The sequence below is a fragment of the Micromonospora sp. MH99 genome, assembly GCF_021442385.1.
Taxonomy (GTDB): Bacteria; Actinomycetota; Actinomycetes; order Mycobacteriales; family Micromonosporaceae; genus Micromonospora.
In genome coordinates this window covers 1-17,085 of the sequence record NZ_MUZA01000004.1, presented here as the reverse complement: position 1 = coordinate 17,085, position 17,085 = coordinate 1, and the positions used below count along the sequence as shown (strand labels likewise).

The 17,085-nt window shown below is 73.5% G+C and carries 16 protein-coding genes; 5 read left to right on the top strand and 11 right to left on the bottom strand.

Annotated features, from left to right (window positions below; translation table 11 throughout):
- Positions 1-8: 8 nt before the first annotated feature.
- A complete protein-coding gene (locus tag B0E54_RS03220; protein ID WP_234581730.1) occupies positions 9-1,469 on the bottom strand; it encodes an SDR family NAD(P)-dependent oxidoreductase in 1,461 nt (486 codons plus the stop codon).
- Between the two features lie 180 nt (positions 1,470-1,649).
- Between B0E54_RS03220 and B0E54_RS03215 the strand changes: the two genes are divergently transcribed.
- The gene (locus B0E54_RS03215) at positions 1,650-4,712 is read left to right on the top strand and encodes a BTAD domain-containing putative transcriptional regulator (RefSeq protein ID WP_234581729.1); all 3,063 of its coding nucleotides are present in this window, start codon (positions 1,650-1,652) and stop codon (positions 4,710-4,712) included.
- Here the strand turns inward: B0E54_RS03215 and B0E54_RS03210 are convergent.
- Positions 4,709-5,536 carry an ABC transporter permease gene (locus B0E54_RS03210; RefSeq protein ID WP_234581728.1) on the bottom strand — a complete coding sequence of 276 codons (828 nt, stop codon included), beginning with the start codon at positions 5,534-5,536 and terminating at the stop codon, positions 4,709-4,711. The two genes, B0E54_RS03215 and B0E54_RS03210, sit on opposite strands and share 4 nt — an antisense overlap.
- On the bottom strand, positions 5,533-6,513 hold the full coding sequence (locus B0E54_RS03205) for an ATP-binding cassette domain-containing protein (protein ID WP_234581727.1): 981 nt from the start codon (positions 6,511-6,513) through the stop codon (positions 5,533-5,535). The genes B0E54_RS03210 and B0E54_RS03205 overlap by 4 nt, the downstream gene beginning before the upstream one ends.
- Before the next feature lie 295 nt (positions 6,514-6,808).
- Between B0E54_RS03205 and B0E54_RS03200 the strand changes: the two genes are divergently transcribed.
- From B0E54_RS03200 to pdxY, 3 genes are all read left to right on the top strand, one after another.
- Complete coding sequence (locus tag B0E54_RS03200) at positions 6,809-7,750, top strand: hypothetical protein (protein WP_234581726.1); 942 nt, start codon at positions 6,809-6,811, stop codon at positions 7,748-7,750.
- Between the two features lie 157 nt (positions 7,751-7,907).
- Positions 7,908-8,693, top strand: a complete 786-nt coding sequence (locus tag B0E54_RS03195; protein ID WP_234581725.1) for a trypsin-like serine protease — start codon at positions 7,908-7,910, stop codon at positions 8,691-8,693.
- 226 nt (positions 8,694-8,919) lie between these two features.
- Positions 8,920-9,771, top strand: coding sequence for a pyridoxal kinase PdxY (pdxY, locus tag B0E54_RS03190; protein ID WP_234581724.1), 852 nt, complete (start codon positions 8,920-8,922; stop codon positions 9,769-9,771).
- A gap of 46 nt (positions 9,772-9,817) precedes the next feature.
- Here the strand turns inward: pdxY and B0E54_RS03185 are convergent, their stop codons facing one another.
- Together B0E54_RS03185 and B0E54_RS03180 are read right to left on the bottom strand one after the other, a co-directional pair.
- Entirely contained in the window at positions 9,818-10,744 is a 927-nt protein-coding gene (locus B0E54_RS03185; RefSeq protein WP_234581723.1) for an acetamidase/formamidase family protein, read from the bottom strand.
- A gap of 126 nt (positions 10,745-10,870) precedes the next feature.
- Positions 10,871-11,944: a hypothetical protein gene (locus B0E54_RS03180; RefSeq protein WP_234581722.1), complete on the bottom strand. Its 1,074-nt coding sequence runs from the start codon at positions 11,942-11,944 to the stop codon at positions 10,871-10,873.
- Between the two features lie 379 nt (positions 11,945-12,323).
- Here B0E54_RS03180 and B0E54_RS03175 point away from each other — a divergent pair, with 379 nt between their 5' ends.
- On the top strand, positions 12,324-13,058 hold the full coding sequence (locus B0E54_RS03175; RefSeq protein WP_234581721.1) for a cellulose binding domain-containing protein: 735 nt from the start codon (positions 12,324-12,326) through the stop codon (positions 13,056-13,058).
- A 35-nt stretch (positions 13,059-13,093) separates the two neighbouring features.
- On the opposite strand, the gene B0E54_RS03170 is transcribed toward B0E54_RS03175, so the two are convergent.
- The 6 genes from B0E54_RS03170 to B0E54_RS03145 form a co-directional block, all read right to left on the bottom strand.
- Complete coding sequence (locus B0E54_RS03170; protein ID WP_234581720.1) at positions 13,094-13,891, bottom strand: SAM-dependent methyltransferase; 798 nt, start codon at positions 13,889-13,891, stop codon at positions 13,094-13,096.
- Positions 13,892-14,005: 114 nt separating this feature from the next.
- Positions 14,006-14,386, bottom strand: coding sequence for a YccF domain-containing protein (locus B0E54_RS03165; RefSeq protein WP_234581719.1), 381 nt, complete (start codon positions 14,384-14,386; stop codon positions 14,006-14,008).
- 44 nt (positions 14,387-14,430) lie between these two features.
- Positions 14,431-15,165 carry a cellulose binding domain-containing protein gene (locus tag B0E54_RS03160; RefSeq protein WP_234581718.1) on the bottom strand — a complete coding sequence of 245 codons (735 nt, stop codon included), beginning with the start codon at positions 15,163-15,165 and terminating at the stop codon, positions 14,431-14,433.
- Positions 15,166-15,234: 69 nt separating this feature from the next.
- On the bottom strand, positions 15,235-15,615 hold the full coding sequence (locus tag B0E54_RS03155; protein WP_308195330.1) for a DUF742 domain-containing protein: 381 nt from the start codon (positions 15,613-15,615) through the stop codon (positions 15,235-15,237).
- Positions 15,593-16,042, bottom strand: coding sequence for a roadblock/LC7 domain-containing protein (locus B0E54_RS03150; RefSeq protein WP_234581717.1), 450 nt, complete (start codon positions 16,040-16,042; stop codon positions 15,593-15,595). Before B0E54_RS03150 ends, B0E54_RS03155 begins: the two co-directional genes overlap by 23 nt.
- Positions 16,039-17,085: sensor histidine kinase KdpD (locus B0E54_RS03145; RefSeq protein WP_234581716.1), on the bottom strand; the 1,047-nt coding region annotated here is incomplete at its 5' end. The genes B0E54_RS03150 and B0E54_RS03145, both read right to left, overlap by 4 nt.

Genomic DNA, 17,085 nt, shown 5'->3' with positions numbered 1-17,085 from the left:
AGCGTCGTTCACCAGGCGCAGGGCGCGTAGTCCTTCAGGAAGCAGCCGTACAGGTCCTCGCCCTGCTCGCCGCGGACGATCGGGTCGTACACCCGGGCCGCGCCGTCGACCAGGTCCAGCGGGGCGTGGAACCCCTCGTCGGCCAGCCGCATCTTCGTCGGGTGGGGCCGCTCGTCGGTGATCCAACCGGTGTCGACGCTTGTCATCAGGATGCCGTCGGTCAGCATCTCCTGGGCGCTGGTGCGGGTCAGCATGTTCAACGCGGCCTTGGCCATGTTGGTGTGCGGGTGCCCGGGGCCCTTGTAGCCGCGGCCGAACTGGCCCTCCATCGCCGAGACGTTCACCACGTACTTGCGGCGGGCCTTCGCTGCGGCCATCGCCGGGCGTAGCCGGCTGACCAGCACGAACGGCGCGGTGACGTTGCACAGCTGCACCTCGAGCAGCTCGACCGGGTCGACCTCCTGCACCCGCTGGACCCAGCTGTTCACCGAGTCGAGGTCCGGCACCAGGCCGCCGGCGTCGATGGCCGTGGACGCCGCGATCCGCTCGGGCGACGCGGAGCCGCTCGTCAACGCCAACGCGGTGAGCGCGTGCGGGGTGAGCGCCGTCGACCCGGTGCCGGCGGTCAGGCTCCCCGCCGGGCCACCGGGGCCGGTCGGCTTGGCGAACGTGATCAGCTCCGGCAGGGGGCCGTCCGGCAGCGCCGCAGCCTCGGCGGCGACGAGCTGGGCGTACGCCCCGGGCGAGCGGCGGACCGTCTGCGCCGCGTTGTTGATCAGAATGTCGAGGGGGCCCTGACTGCTGACCGAGTCGGCCAGGGCGATCACCTGGGCGGGGTCGCGCAGGTCGATTCCGACGATCCGCAGGCGGTGCAGCCAGTCCGCGCTGTCCGGCATCGCGGCGAAGCGGCGGACCGCGTCGTGCGGGAACCGCGTGGTCACCGTCGTGTGCGCGCCGTCGCGCAGCAGCCGCAGCGCGATGTACATGCCGATCTTGGCCCGGCCGCCGGTGAGCAGCGCGCGCCGGCCGGTCAGGTCGGTACGGGCGTCGCGGCGCTCCCGGTTCAGGGCGGCGCAGGACGGGCAGAGCTGGTGGTAGAAGGCGTCCACCTCGCGGTAGCGCTGCTTGCAGATGTAGCAGCCACGTGGGTTGTGCAGGAATCCCGCAGTCGTGCCGATGGTGGGGGAGGCGAGGGGGATGCCCTGGGTCTCGTCGTCGATCCGGCCGGGGGCGCCGGTGGCCGTGGCCTCCGTCACCGCCCGGTCGGCCGCGAGGATGGCGTCGCGCCGCTCCTCACGTCGCCGCTGCTTGATCACCTTGTAGAGCTTCGCGGTGGCCCGCTGCACCCGCACCACGTCCGGGTGGTCGGGCGGAAGGGCCTCCAACGCCTCGAAGACGCTGAGACAGGTCTCCAGCCGACTCCGGTCAATGCCGTCCTGACCGTTTTGGGCAATCTTGTCCACTGTCATGCGTCGTTGTCTCGTCCCGTTTCCTGTGCCGGATTCCCCCGGCCCACCCAAGTCCGACCCGAAACTGTACGCACCACGCCGTCCTGGACGCATCCCGCGCCGCGCCGCCCACCCCTGACGACCCGCACGCCGCCCGACACCCTGCTCGGTGCGGTGGTCGGCGTGGGGGATGCTGGTTCCGTGCAGATCACGATCCTCGGCCCCCTCGCCGTCGACGGCCGGCCGGTCCGGGGCGAGCGGCTGGCGGCCGTGCTGCGCGCACTCGTCGACGCGCGGGGCCGGGCGGTCTCCACCAGCCTGCTCGTGGACGCGGTGTGGGACGGGGCGCCGCCCGACGACGCGACAGGCGCGGTGCAGGCGCTCGTGTCCCGCGTACGCCGTCTCGGGCTGCCCGTGGTGGCGGTGCCGGGGGGATACCGCCTGCCCGCCGACGAGGTCACCGTCGACGCGGTCGAGGCGCGGGCGCTCCTCGACCACGGGCGTGCCGCCCTGCGGGCCGGCGACGCGCGGGCGGCCCGCGACTCGGCCGACCGGGCCCGTGCCCTGTTCCCCGAGGTACCGGAGATCGTCACCACCGAGGACGCCCGCCTGTTCGCCGATGTCGCCGCGCTGCGCGCCGAGGCGGCGCTCGCCGGAGCGGGGCCGTACGACGAGGCGGACCTGCGCCGGCTCGCCGCCCGGACGCCCCCGGACGAGCCGTCCGCCGCCCTGCTCGTGCGGGTGCTCGCCGCGCAGGGGCGGGAGGCGGAGGCGTTGGAGGTGGTCGAGCGCCTCCGTGACGACCTGGCCGAGCGCTACGGGACCGACCCGGCACCGGTGATCACCCAGGTCCATCTGGCGCTGCTGCGCGGCGAGCTCACCGCGCCGGCCGTCGTCGCGCCACCTCGCCTGCCGGCGCGGATCGCCCTGCCCGCCGCGTGGCGCCGGCCGATGACCGCCCTCGTCGGCCGCGAGCGCGACGTCGAGGCCCTGGACGCGGCCCTCGACGAGTCCGCCCTCGTGACGATCGTGGCGGTCGGCGGCGCCGGCAAGACCCGCCTCGCGGACACCTCGACGACCGGCGGCAACCTGGGCCTGGAACGGCGGGTGCTCAGCCCCGAGGAGCGGCTGCGGGCGCTGGCGCCGGATCTCGACGGGCTGGTCGTGCTGGACAACTGCGAGCACGTCCTCGACGCGGTGGCGGGCGTCGTCGCCGACCTGCTCGCGGTGACCTCCCCGGAGGTCGCGGTGCTCGCGACCAGTCGTGCGCCGCTGGGCCTGGCCGGCGAGTGGGTGCACCGACTGACCGCCCTGCCGGACGCCGACGCGCTCGGGTTGATCGAGTCCCGGGCGCGGGCCGGCGGCGCGGTGCCGACCTGGGACACCGCGCGGGCTCTCGCGCTGTGCAACCGGCTCGACAACCTGCCGCTGGCCCTCGAACTGGCCGCCGCGCGACTGCGGCACATGCCGATCGACGACGTGCTCGCCGGGCTGACCGACCGGTTCGCGCTGCTCGACGACGCGCTGCGGGGCCTGCCGGAACGGCACGCGAGCCTGTGGGCGATGGTCGACTGGAGCCGGGAACTGCTCGCCCCCGACGACCGTGCGCTGCTTGCGCGGGTCGCGGTCATCCCCGCGCCGTTCACCGCGGACCTCGCCGCCGCTGTCGTGCAGACCCCCGACGTACGGCGGGGTCTGGCGCGGCTCGTCGAACAGTCCCTGCTGACCCTGGTCGAGGGGGACGGGCAGCCCCGCTACCGGATGTTGGAGACCGTCCGCGAGTACGGCGAGGCCCGTCTGGACGCCGCAGGTGACCGGGGCGGGGCGATGGCCGGTCTGGTCGGCTGGGCCCGAGACGAGGCGGTCGGGCTCGCCGGTCGCCTCGTGGGTCCCGGCCAGGTCGAGGCGCTGGACCGTTGCGCCGCCGAGCAGGACAACCTGGTCGCGGGCCTGCGGTGGGCGCTGGCGCAGGACGACGAGCCAGCCGTCGTCGACGTCGCCACCGCGCTGCTGCACCTCTGGACGGTGCGTGGCCTGCATGTGGAGGTCCTCGCGTGGGCGCGTGGGCTGCTCCACGTCGACGAGCCGCAGCGGCGTCGACGTTCGGCGATCCTGCGGGGCCGGGCCAGCGGCCGACCCCTGCCCCACGCGGACCGACTCGCCTGGGCGTCCGTGCTGATCAGCGTGAACAGCGGCATCAGCGCGGACCTGCGGCCCGCCGTTCTCGCGCGACGCGCCCTGCGCACGCTGCTCGCGGAACGGCCCGCCGAGGTGTCGCCGCGGCTGACCGCGTTCGCGCTGGCGTTGCCCGGCTTCGACGAGTCCGACCCGGAGCGGAGCCTGAAGACTGCGACCGAGATGATCGCGCACCCGGACCCGTACGTGCAGGCGCTCGGCCTGATCGCGCGCGCGGCGGTACGGGAGAACAGCGGCCTGCCGGAGGCGTCGATCGAGGACGCCGAGCAGGCGTACCACCGCTTCGAGGTCGCGGGCGACCACTGGGGCATGGCGATGGCCGCGGGCGCCGTCGGGCAGTTCCTGCTCCCGGGCCGGGAGGGGCGGTCCGCCGAGTGGCTGGCGCGCAGCGTCCGGCACATGGAGATGATCGGCGCCCAGCAGGACGCGCGGTCGATCCGGGTGCGGCTGGACGTGCAGCTCGCCCTGACCGGCGACGCGGACGCGGAGCGGCGACTCGGTGAGACGGCGACGCCGGGCCAGGCCGAGCAGATGGACGTCGCGCAGGCGCTTCTCGGCCTGGCGCACCTCGCCTGGCAGCGCGAGCGCTACGACGAGGCGCTGGTACACGCCGGCGAGGTGACCCGCACCCTTGCCGGCTGGACCGGCCCGCCACCGCAGCCGCGCGTGATGCTGCGGGCCTCGGTGGCGGTCCTGTACCTGCGGGTCGCCGAGGCGCGGGGGGCGTCGGGCACCGACGCCGCCGCCCAGGCGGCCACGTTGCTGGCGCTCGCCCGCGACGACGCGCTCAACTCGAAGGACCTGCCGGTGATCGGGGCGTGGGCGTCCGGCGGCGCGGACCTCGCCGCGTACCGGGACGACGTCGCCACCACCCGCGAACTGTCCGCGCTCGCGAAGCGGCTCGGGACGCACATGGAGCTGTTCTTCCCGAGCGGACGCAGCGAACGACTCGACGCCGCCCTCGGTGACGAGGAGCAGCGTGAGTCGTTGCTGGCCGCCTGGCGGGCCCGGCCGGTGGCCGCGGCCGTCGCCCGGGTCCGCGAGCTGATGGAGGACCTGCTCGCCTAGATCTTCCTGTGGTACGCGCGCAGCGCCAGCGGCATGAACACCGCCACGAAGCCGGCGCACCAGGCGAGGGTCCACCACACGTGCGCGTCGAGCGGGGTGCCGAGGAACAGTCCGCGTACCGATGCCACCAGGTGGGTCATCGGGTTGACGTTCACGAAGGCCTGCATCCAGCCGGGCAGGGTGTCGGTGCCGACGAACACGTTCGACCCGAAGCTCAGCGGCATGATCAGGGCGAACATCAGGCCCTGCACGGCGCCGGGGGTGCGGACCTTCATCGACACGTAGACCGGCAGCCAGCTCAGGCAGAGCGCGAACAGCACCGCGAGCACGCAACCGGCGATCGCGCGGAACGGGTCGGTGTCGATCCGGAAACCCATCAGGTAACCGATCGCGAGGGTCGAGACCGTGACGATCACGTACCGGACGACGTCGCCCAGCACTGCCCCGACCAGTGGTGCGGAGCGGGGGATCGGCAGCGACCGGAACCTGTCGAAGATGCCCTTGGCGATGTCGGTGTTGAGGTTGACGCCGATCGCGATGGCGCCGGTGGCGATGGTCTGCGCCAGGATTCCGGGCAGCAGGAACTGCAGGTAGTCGTGGGTGGATCCGGCGACCGCGCCGCCGAAGATGTAGACGAAGATGATGAGGAACAGCACCGGTTGCAGCGTGACGTCGATCAGCGCCTCGGGCGTACGCCAGGTCTTGATGAGGCTGCGTTTGGCCAGGGCCAGCGAGTGCCGCACGAGCCGGAAGGGTCGCGGCTTCGGGGTGGCCGTCGACAGCGCGGAGCTTGCCGTGGGTGGTGCGCCGACCAGGGTGCTCATGCCGCTACCTCCGTACGGGAAGTGGTGTCGTCCTCGGCTGCCGTACGTCCGGTGAGGGTGAAGAACACCTCGTCGAGACTCGGCAGGTGCAGGGAGAGTTCGGTGACGGAGATGCCGGCGGCGGCGAACCGCGCGACGCTCTCGGTCAGGGCCGTGTCGTCGGTGACCGGCACCGCGAGCACGCCCTTGCGGATCTCGTCGGCCTGCCCGCCGGAGCCGACCTCGGTGAGGATCGCCGCGGTCCGGGGCAGCTGCGCCAGGTCCGCGGGCCGGACTTCGAGGGTCTGTCCGCCCACGACACGCTTGAGCCCTTCGGGCGTGTCGTGCGCGATGACCCGGCCGTGGTCGATCACCGTGATCGCGTCGGCAAGCGCGTCGGCCTCCTCCAGGTACTGGGTGGTGAGCAGCACCGTCGAGCCGTTGGTCACCAGCGACCGGACCACGTCCCACATGTCCTCGCGCTTGGCCGGGTCCAGCCCGGTCGTCGGCTCGTCCAGGAAGATCACGTCCGGCGAGCCGACCAGGCTGGCGGCCAGGTCCAGCCGCCGCCGCATGCCCCCGGAGTAGGTCTTGGCGGGCCGGTTGGCGGCGTCGGTCAGGTCGAACCAGTCCAGCAGTTCGGTGGCCCGCCGCCGGGCCCCGGCGCGACCCAGCTCCAGTAGCGTCCCGAACAGCTCCAGGTTCTGCCGCCCGGTCAGGTCCTCGTCAACCGAGGCGTACTGGCCGGTGAGGCCGATGCTCTGGCGGACCCGCTCGGCGTCCCGGACGACGTCGAAGCCGCCGATCCGGGCGCTGCCGGCGTCCGGGGTGAGCAGCGTGGAGAGGATCCGCACGGCGGTGGTCTTGCCAGCGCCGTTGGGGCCGAGCACGCCGAGCACGGTCCCCCGGGGCACGGCGAGGTCCACGCCCTGCAGCGCCCTCGTCTTCCCGAATGTCTTGACGAGGCCCTCGGCCTCGATCACCAGATCGCTTGTCATGTCCCAGAGCGTGCGCCGGTCGCCTGACACGGCGCCGACAGCGCACCGACACGCCCGCCGACATGCCCGCCGACACGTGCCGACACGGGGGTCGGGGGTTCCGCGGGGCGAACGAGGGCCCCGGGTCGCGATATGCTCGCGACGGCAGAGCGCCTGCCCGCGCCCGATGTGGTGGCCCACGCCCGACCACATGCCCGGGGCCAAGAGTCGCCGACTCCGCGCCGTCGTGTCGACTCTCGGTGTGTCCGTCACGCCGCCCGTTCGGTGAAGTGCGTGGGGCTGCACCGGAGGCGTCATGTCCGAACACCACCCCCGCCGCACCCCGACCCCGGGACGTGCCCGTAAGCGCGCCATCCGGGAGCAGGCGGCCCGCACCGGCGTCGCCTACTCGGTGGCCGCCCGGCACCTCGAGTCGCTCGGTCTGCGGCCCGGCGAGACCCTCGCCACGTACGGTCGGACGATCTATCCGATCGGCTTCGACCCCCACCGGCAGCTCCTCGTCGAACGCCGTGAGCGGCGCTCGTTCGAGGATCGGGTGACGGACTCGCGGCGGGCCGCAGCCCTGCCGAACGGCCGTGCCCGGCACCTCGTCGAGCGTTTCCCGCCCAGTCGGGGGCGTACGGGCGCCGGGGTGGGCACGCTCTACCACGGCGAGGGTCGCGAGGAACTGCTCGCGATGCTCTACCTCGTGGTCGCGGCCGAGTCGCCGGGGCTGCTGCCCGACGTCGGCGACCTTGTCTGGATCGCGGAGCTGGGCGAGGACACCGCCCTCGACACGGCCTGCGCCGAGGCCGACCGCGAGGCCCGCCGCCTGCTCGACCGGGACCCGGTGGCGCTCTGGTCGGTGATCGAGAAGGCGCTGGTGAAGGCCGAGCGTGGCACGGACTGGCCGGTCCGCGAGGAGGCGATCCGGCTGGCGGCGTTCCTGCGCGCGACGATGACCCCACGGGTGGGACCGGCGGGCGAGCCGTACGTGCCCGGGTTGCCCGTCGCCGGCGTCCGCCAGATCCTCGACGCGCTGCTCATCGTGGCCGACGACGGCCATGCTCCGGGCACCCGGGTACGCCTGCTCCACGAACCGACCGGAACGGGGACGGCAACGATCGTCGGCGCCCGCTGGGGTCCGTCGGGTCCGCCGGTGGGCTATCTCATCTGGCCCGACGGTGCGACCGCGCCGCAGGCGGCCCGCGCCGACGAACTGGTCGTCCTGGCGGCCCAGGAGTCCGTTCCCCGGTGAGCCCGAGTGCCGGCGGGCCCGACTCGGCCGCGGCCCCATAACGCGGGGATACGACCCAGCGGGGATGACCCGCAACATCCATGCATCTCAATATGCTGAGCGCTATCTCGACTCGAGGCGCGCTCACAAGGCGTGCCGTCCGGATGCGGAGGAATGCATGGTTCGCTGGCGTACCCTCACCGGCCTGGTGGCCGCCGCGCTGGCCGCGGCCAGCCTCACCCTCGCGGCGCCCGCTGCCGCGGCCGACAACCCCGTCACGCCGAACGTCGTCGGCGGCACCCGCGCCGCGCAGGGTGAGTTCCCGTTCATGGTGCGGCTCTCGATGGGGTGCGGCGGGGCCCTCTACAGCTCCCGGCTGGTGCTCACCGCGGCGCACTGCGTGGGCTCGACCGGCACCAACACCAGCATCACCGCGACGCTCGGGACCGTCGACCTCCAGTCGTCCAGCCGGATCACCGTCCGGTCCAACTACGTCTACCGAGCTCCCGGCTACAACGGCTCCGGAAAGGACTGGGCGCTGATCCGCCTGGCCACCCCCGTGACCGGGCTGAGCACGTTGAAGATCGCCACCACCACCGCGTACGACAGCGGCACCTTCACCATCGCCGGCTGGGGCGCCGCGCGCGAGGGCGGCAGCCAGCAGCGGTACCTGCTCAAGGCCACTGTGCCGTTCGTCAGCGACTCCACCTGCAACTCCAACTACGGCGGCGACCTGATCCCCGCCGAGGAGATCTGCGCCGGCTACGCCAGCGGCGGTACGGACACCTGCCAGGGCGACTCGGGCGGCCCGATGTTCCGCCGCGACGCCACCAACGCGTGGATCCAGGTCGGCATCGTCAGCTGGGGCAACGGTTGCGCCCGACCCAACTACCCGGGCGTCTACACGCAGGTGAGCTACTTCGCCTCGTCGATCGCCTCCGCCGCGGCGAGCCTCGGCGGCTGACGACCCGCTGACGGAGGACCTCGGGCGGCGCGGACGACACGGTCCGGGCCGCCCGAGGGCGTGCTCCGCGGGTGGCACCGCACGCCCGACCGCGCTGTGGTGGCGTCGGCTCGCGGGTCGGCCGTGGCGCGGTCCGTCCGGCGCGTACCGGCTGGCCGGAGTGGGCCAGCCGACAGATTCGGCGGGCCGTGCGCCGCGCCTCGTCGAAGGCGGCCATGATGGGTCGGTGCAGATCCTGTCCATCCAGTCGTCGGTCGCCTACGGCCATGTCGGCAACTCCGCCGCCGTCTTCCCCCTCCAGCGACTCGGGCACGAGGTCTGGCCCGTCCTGACGGTCCACTTCTCCAACCACACCGGGTACGGCGCGTGGCGCGGGCCGCTGCTGGCCGCCGCCGACGTGGCCGAGGTGATCGCGGGCATCGCCGACCGGGGGGTCCTCGGTGGTGCCGACGCGGTGCTGTCCGGCTACCAGGGTGATCCGGCGATGGGCGCCGTGATCCTGGACGCGGTGGCCCAGGTCAAGGCCGCCAACCCGGCCGCCGTGTACTGCTGCGACCCGGTGATGGGCGACATCGGTCGGGGCATGTTCGTCCGACCCGGCATTCCGGAGTACCTGCGCGACACGGTCGTGCCGCGCGCCGACATCATCACGCCGAACCACTTCGAGTTGGACTTCCTCGCCGGCCGCACGACGTCCACGCTGGCGGAGGTGCTGGAGGCCGTCGACGTCGTCCGCGCCACCGGACCGCGGCACGTCCTGGTCACGAGCGTGCTGCACGGCGACGTCCCGGCGGACGCGCTGGAGGTGGTGGCGGTCTCCGACGAGGGCGCCTGGGCGGTGACCACGCCGCTGCTGCCGATCAATCCGAACGGCGGGGGTGACGTCACGGCAGCGCTGTACCTGGCGCACCTGTTGACCTCCGGCTCACCCGCGACCGCGTTGGAGCGCACCATCTCCTCGGTCTTCGCCGTCCTTGAGGCGACCCTCGCGGCGGGCACCCGAGAGATCCAGCTGGTCGCGGCACAGGACGCGATCGCCGAGCCGCCGGCGAGGTTCACCGCCCGCCGGCTGCGCTGACAGCGTCCGGCGTCGCGAAACGGCGCGGGCGGTCCGCTGTGGCGGCTCAGCGCAGCGCGTCGTCGCGCAGCACCGCGTGCGCGCCGACGGTCTGGTTGACGATCTGGGTCACCCGCACGTCGACGACGACGCTGGCCAGCGCCACCGCGTCCGGTCGGCGGAGGCCGTGCAGCCGTTGCAGCAGGGTCAGCATCCCGTCCAGGGCCATGAACGTCGCGTCGTCGAGGGACGCGCCCACGCCCAGCGTCAGCCAGGCGTCGGCGGTGCGGGCCACCGGGCCGGTGACCGGGAAGTCGTCGCGGACGTCGAAGGTCAGCGTCACCTCGTCCATCGGGCACTCGATCGCCGTACCGCCGACCTCGCCGTCGCCCTGCGCGGCGTGCCCGTCCCCTACCGAGAACAGCGCCCCGTCGACCGGGATCGGCAGCAGCAGGGTGCTGCCGGCGGTCAGGTCCTTGCAGTCCAGGTTGCCGCCGCACGGGCGGGGCGGAATTGTCGAGTGTCTCCCCGGCTCGGCGGGCGGCATGCCGAGCACCCCCATGAACGGGCGCAGCGCCACCGTGTGGCCGTGCTGGTTGCGGCCGGTCAACGCCACCGGGTCCAGCTCCCAGGCGTGCACCACGCCGTCGGCCTCGACGCCGTAGCGCTTGTTGAACCCGCTCGGCCACCCGCCGGCCACAGTCGTTCCCCAGGCGCCCGGGACTATCGCGTCGATGCGTACCGCGAGGGTCTGGCCGGCCCGCGCACCGCGGACCGCTACCGGCCCGGTCAACGCATGCCCGTGATCGGGCCGATGCTGCGGAACCCGGGGCCGGTCCCGGTTCGCTCCGCCCGGGTAGGGGCCGGCCGACCACCAGCAGTCCAGGGTGCGGTAGGTGACGGTATCGCCGGGGTCGATGGTGAGGGCCGGCGGACTGTCGGGGGAGAAGTGACCGTGCAGGGTCTCGTCACCGGGTGCGAGGGTGTGTCGCATCCGCGCAGGCTACGTGCTGACGCGGCGCGACGCGACCGCTCCGGGGCGGCCGACGCGCCCGGCGGCGGCTCGTGAGCCGGTGCGCGGCCGGCCCGGACCGGGCCGGCCGCGCAGGTGAGCCGTCGGTCAGTCGACGGTGGGCGCTGCCGTCCTGGCCGCCTCGGCCAGCGCCGCGGCGGCGCCGGCGTACGGGTTGTAGCTGTAGCTGCGCGCCAGCCCGGCCGGGACCGTGAAGTACTCGGCGGACAGCTTCGCCGGGTCGCTGGCCAGCTCGCCGCGCGCGGGTACGTCGTTGCCGTCGTCCCAGCCCCAGGGGGCGTTCGCGGAGTTCGCCGAGCAGCTCCAGGTGCCCGAGCCGCAGTCGCCGGAGGTGTCGCCGGCGAACGTGCCGAGGCTGGCGAACAGGTTCGCGTTGGTCCGCTGCGCCCACAGACCCCCGGCGGCGAAGATGTCGACGAGCTGGTACCGCACGTCGCGGTCGTCGCCGCTGCTCGGCGTCTCGGCCACCGTCGACGGGTAGTAGACCAGGCCGTCGCCGTTGATGGCGTACTGCGGATACGCCTTCAGGCCGTGCCCCTGCGCCTCCTGCGCGGTCACCGGGTGCGAGAAGGAGTCGTGCGGTGAGGTCTGGAACTGCAGGGTGCCGTCGACGCTCTCCCGGCCACTGGTCCAGGTGCTGCCGGCCGGCGTGTACGAGTAGAAGTCGCTGTGCGCGACAGTCACCGCGCCGCGCAGGACGCCGTACGGGGAACCGTCGCGCTCGATCGCGAAGAGAACTCCCTCGCCGTCGTTCTCGTGTTCGGTCTCGAAGAACGGGTGATCGGTCCAGTCCCGCGGGTGGAAGAACAGGTACGTGATGTACCAGTGGGTGCTCGTCTCCACGACCGAGTAGTAGGCGTGCGCCGCGAGGGAGGTGCCGGGCTGGCCGGCACGGTCCCAGTTGTTGCGCCCGGACAGGTCGCCGTCGAAGTCCACGGCGGTGAGGTAGTCGGACTGACCGCCCAGGGCGTGGGTGCCGGTGGCGTCGACGTCCTGGTAGTGCACGGGCGCCCACCGCAGGGCCAGCTCGGCCCGGCTGACGGCGGCGGTGGCGGGTGCCGGCGCCGCGAGCGGGGCGACGGTCAGTGCCGCTACGGCGGCCGTCGCGGTCAGTGCCCTCGCCACCCGGGATCGCCGGTTCGTGCTGCTTCTGTCGCGCATGGTGTGCTCCCGCGTCGAATTGACAGGCCACGATGGATGATCGTCGGTTCAGGGGGCCGGCACGTGTCCCCGCGGCGAGGAGCAGGCAGCCGCTTCTCGACGGGCTCGCGTCGACGACCCGCTGCCGCCGCCGCTCACCGGTGGACGAGCTTGTATCGACGGTTGTCGAATGCGATGCTGTGGTTCGGTCGCGCTCGGGAGCCGGCGCGTCAGTTCGTTTCCGGATGCGGGGACGCGCGAGGTGGTCACACCACCCGCGCCGGGCAGTCCTCGTCAGCGGCCGCATGCCGATCGCCGTCGGGCGGCCGCCGCACGTCCGGCCCGTACGGTCGGTCGCCCATCCTCGACCGCGACGGCGACGGTCTCCCCGGAGGTACCGATGCTCCGCATCTTCCTGGCAGTCACGACCATGGCGTTGGCCGGCTGGGCCGGCACGACCGGCTCCGCCGAGGCCGCGCCGGCCCCCACGCCCGCACCCACCCTGTCGCCGTCACCGACCCCGACCTGCCCGCCGGCCCTACCGATAGGCGTCTCGGTGATCGCGGTGACCACCACGAGCGTGACGCTGTCGTACTCGATCCTGTTCCGCCCGCCCTGCGGTTACAACCCGCCGATGACCGTCAGCCTCTTCGCCAGCCGGGAGGACGCCCAACAGTGGCAGGCGCCGGTGGCCCAGGCCGTCACCGGGCCGGAGACCAACGGGACCGTCACCATCGGCCAGCTGACGCCCGACACCGAGTACTGGTACCGGGTCAGTGACGCCGAGGGCCGGCGGGACCCGTACATGATCGGACCGGCCCGGACCGCCGCGCTGGCGGCGTGCCGGGCGACGGCCACCATCGACTCCCGCTGGGGCACCGGCTTCGTCGCCACGGTGACGGTGCGCAGCACCGGCACGCAGGCGCTGGACGGCTGGAGCGTCTCCTGGCGGTGGGCCGGCGACGAGCGCATCCAGACGGTCTGGCGCGGGGTCGCCGAGACGGCCGGCGCCGACGTCACGGTCCGCAACGCCTCCTACAACGCGACGCTCGCGCCGGGCGGCGCGACGACGTTCGGCCTGCTCGTGACCACCAGCGCGGTTCCCGACGCTCTGCTGCTGGCCTGCGGTCGCTGACCGGTGACCGATGACCGGGCCGTGGCCCGCGCCCGTCAGGGTTTGCGGGCCACGGCGCCGTAGGCGTCGATCCCCTCGGCGTCGGCGTCGTCCGGGCGCCACAACGGGATCGGCACGAGGCCGGGCTCCACCATCGTCAGCCCGGAGAAGCAGCTGGCGAGATCCGTCGGGCTGCGCAGGATGTACGGCACACCACCGTTCTCGGCCAACCGCTGCGCGCCGGAGACCACCGCCGGGCTGGTGTTGGTGCCGTCCCAGAGCACCAGGTGGCTGCCGGACGCGGTCGCGTCCATCGTTCGGGCGACGATCGAGCGCACCACGGCCAGGTCCGGCTCGTACCCCAGCACACCCATGAACATGACAGCGATCGGCTGGTCGAAGTCCAGCGTCCGCGCCGCCTCGGCGAGGATCCTCTCCGGGTCGTGGTAGTCGGCCGGGACGTACGTGGTGACGCCCTGCGCGGTCGTGCTGGCCAGCAACGCGCGCGCGTGCACGAGGACCATCGGGTCGTTGTCGACGTAGACGATCCGCGAGTCGGGCGCGACGCCCTGGGCGACCGCGTGGGTGTTCTGCATGGTGGGCAGGCCCGTGCCGATGTCCAGGAACTGCCGGATGCCCGCCTCGGCGGCCAGATGGCGTACGGCCCGCACCAGGAACCGGCGGGACTGCTGTGCCATCAGGACGATCTCCGGGTAGACCTCGGCGACCGCGTCACCGGCCGCCCGATCGGACTGGAAGTTGTCCCTGCCGCCCATCCAGTAGTTCCAGATCCGCGCCGCGTGCGGCACGTCGGGCGCAAGCGTCGCGGTGAGTTCGGCGTCCGGGCCGGCCATGCCAGGCTCCAATCGGGGGGTTCGACGGGGTGGGTAGCGCCTCGAAGTGTCCACTATCGACGGTGACGGTCCGGGCCGGGTCGCCCGTGGTTACTCGGACGACCCGGCGACGGGTCACGGCGCGTCCACGACCTCCCGGCCCAGCGGCCAGAACGCGGCCGGGACGAGCTTGAAGTTGGCGATGCCGAACGGAATTCCGATGATCGTGACGCAGAGCGCGATGCCCGCGAGAATGTGCGACAGGGCGAGCCACCACCCCGCCAGCACCACCCACAGCACGTTCGCCAGCCCCGAGCCGACGCCCGCGCCCGGCTTGGGCACCAGGGTGCGACCGAAGGGCCACAACGAGTAGACAGCGAGGCGCAACGAGGCGACGCCGAACGGGATGGTGACGACCAGGACGAAGCAGACCAGCGCGGCGAAGCCGTAACCGATCGCCAGCACGAGGCCACCACCGAAGATGAGCCACAGGACGTTCAGGACGAAGCGAATCACCCCTTCAGCATGAGCGACGCGCGCCACCGGACGGCCGGCGGCCGTCAGTCCGGCAGCCCTGCGCAGGCCACCCCGTCGATCGTGCACGCCGTGGGCGTCGCGCCGACCGCCGCGCCGTTGACCCGGAACGTCACCCGGACCGAGGCGCTGCCCGGCACCTGCCCGGCGCTCCCGTCCGGCACGAACGTCCACACCGCGCCGTCCTGCGTGGCCCGCGCGCCCTGGACCGCGCTGACGCGCAGCGACTCCCGGGGCAGCGTGATGGCCAGCGTCCACTGTGCCACCGGAGCCGGCCCCGGATTGCTGACCGTCACCGCGGCGCCGTAGCTGAGCAGGGCCTTCTCCTCGATCGCGAAGTCGGCGCCGAGAGCGGCCGGGGTCGGCGACGCCGACGAGGGGGTCACCGCCGGCGAGCTGGTCGGCGGCTCGGCGTGCGGCGGGGCCGCGCTCACCGACGGCGGCGCGGACGTGGGTGGGCTGCTGGCCGCCGGCTTCGCCTGCCCCCGGGGCGTACCCGCCGCCGGGGTGCCCAACTGGTCCACCGACGGGGGCGGATCGAGGGTCACCGGCGCCAACTGCTCCGGCGTACGCACCACGCCGATGATGGAGACCACCGTCGCCACCACCACGCCGAGCGCCGCGAGCACGGCGATCCAGGTGGCCCGCGACACATCGCCCCGGCCGGTGACCACCCGCCGTACGGCTGCGGCGGCGGCCACGATCCGGTCCAGCAGAATGATCGCCACAGTACGCCGTGGCTGCGGCGGTGTTGCCGGCACTGCCTCTCCCCTTCACTTCATCACCGGACGCCAACCCGCGACCCCTGGGTCGCGGTGGCACCCGACCCGTCACAGGGCGCGCAACCCGACAAGTATCGACTCGAGCAGCTCCTGCGACGGCAGCTCCGACAGCGTCGGTGGTTCGTGCGTCTCGACCAGACCCGCCCCGAGCAGGTCACCGAGGAGGACCCGGACGGTGCCCAGGGGCAGATCCAGCTCGGCGCTGACCTCGGCCACCGACACTGGATGGTGACACAGCTCGACGATGCGCGCCTGTTCGGGGAAGAGTGCCGTGGGCGGTGTGGCCGGCCGCCGCGCGACGACCAGCGAGATCAGGTCGAAGCGGCCCCGCTCGGGAGCGGTGCGCCCACCGGTCATCGTGTACGGACGGGCCACCGGGCCGGCGTCGTCGTCGTACCACGCCTCGTCAGCGGAGTTGGCGCTGTGCACCGGATTCCCCGCTTCTCGCCGCGGAGGCGGGGCTCAGGGTGATCGGCAGGTGCCGTTCGGCCTGCCCCACGAAGAGCGCGACCTCGTACGCCATGTCACCCACCTCGGTCTCGTCGCCGGCGATCCGGACGGTGAGGATCGTCCCGTTTCCGATGGTGGCGACGAACAGGAACGCCCGCGACATCTGCACGACGATCTGGCGCAGCCCTCCCGCGTCGCAGGTGCGGGTGGCGGCCAGCCCCAACGCCAGCAGGCCCGCGACCACGCCGGAGATCTGTTCGGCCAGCTTCGCCTCCACCCGTCGGGAACTGCCGAGCGGGAGCCCGTCCGGGGAGAGCACCACGGCGAACTCCGCCCCGCGTACCCGGTCGACCAGACGGTCCAGCGCGCCGGTCAGGCTGTCCGCGGTGACCACTGCATGCGTCATCGATGTCTCCTCGTTGCTCTCGTGACCGGCAGCTCGACGGTGTCGGGGCCGGTGCTGCCGGGGTCGGGCCACCTGGGCCCGGATTCGGGCCCGGCGGCCCGGGACTGGCGGATCCGCATCGGCAACTCGCCCGCGCCGCCCGCCCGGCCCGTCCTGGCCGCGTCGGGCGCGTCGGGCCCGCCGTGACCCGGCCGGTGCGCGGGCCCGGGGGCCGCCACGGCAGGTCCGCCGGTCACCGTGACCAGTTCCGCAGGCAGGTGCACGATCGCGGCCGTCCCGCCGCGCCGACTGGGCCGCAACGTGACGCGGGCACCGCAGCGGGCGGCCAGCAGGGCGACCGTGTGCAACCCCGTGGCGTCGGCGGGCGGGTGGGTGGGCGGGTTCGTGAGCAGGTGGTTGGCCTCGCTCAACGCGGTCTCGTCGAGGCCGGGACCGTCGTCGACCACCACGACCGCGCAGCCGTGCGGCCGGTGCTCACCAGCGACCCGGACTGTGGTGTCGGTGCCCGAGAAGGTCAGGGCGTTCTCGATCAGCTCGGCCAGCAGGTGCACGACGTCCGTGACGGCGGGCCCGGCGAGCGACCACGGCCAGTGTGGCGCGACCAGGACGCGGTGGTATTCCGGCACCTCGGCGACCGCGCCGCGCGTGACGTCGAGCAGGGGGACCGGACGTCGCCAGCGGCGGGCCGGGGTCGCGCCGGCGAGGGTGATCACCTTCTCGACGTTGCGGCGGATCCGGGTGGTGAGGTGGTCGAGCTGGAACAGCTCGTCGGCCTCCTCGGCGCTGCGCTCCCGCCGCTGCATCGCGTCCAGCAGGTCGAGCTGATCGCGCAGCAGGACCTGGTTGCGCCGGGTGACCCGCACCAACAGGTCCCCGGCGCGACGGTCCTCAACCGGCCCGCCGCCGGTCTGGCCGCTGCCGGCCTGGCCCCCGGGTGGCTGGTCGTCGGCGGGTGGTGCCGGCACTGGCTCGGGCCGGCTCGGGTCGGCGCCCGGGCGGGCCCGCCCGTCGGTCAGGCGGCGCACGGTGGCGGCCCAGCCGAG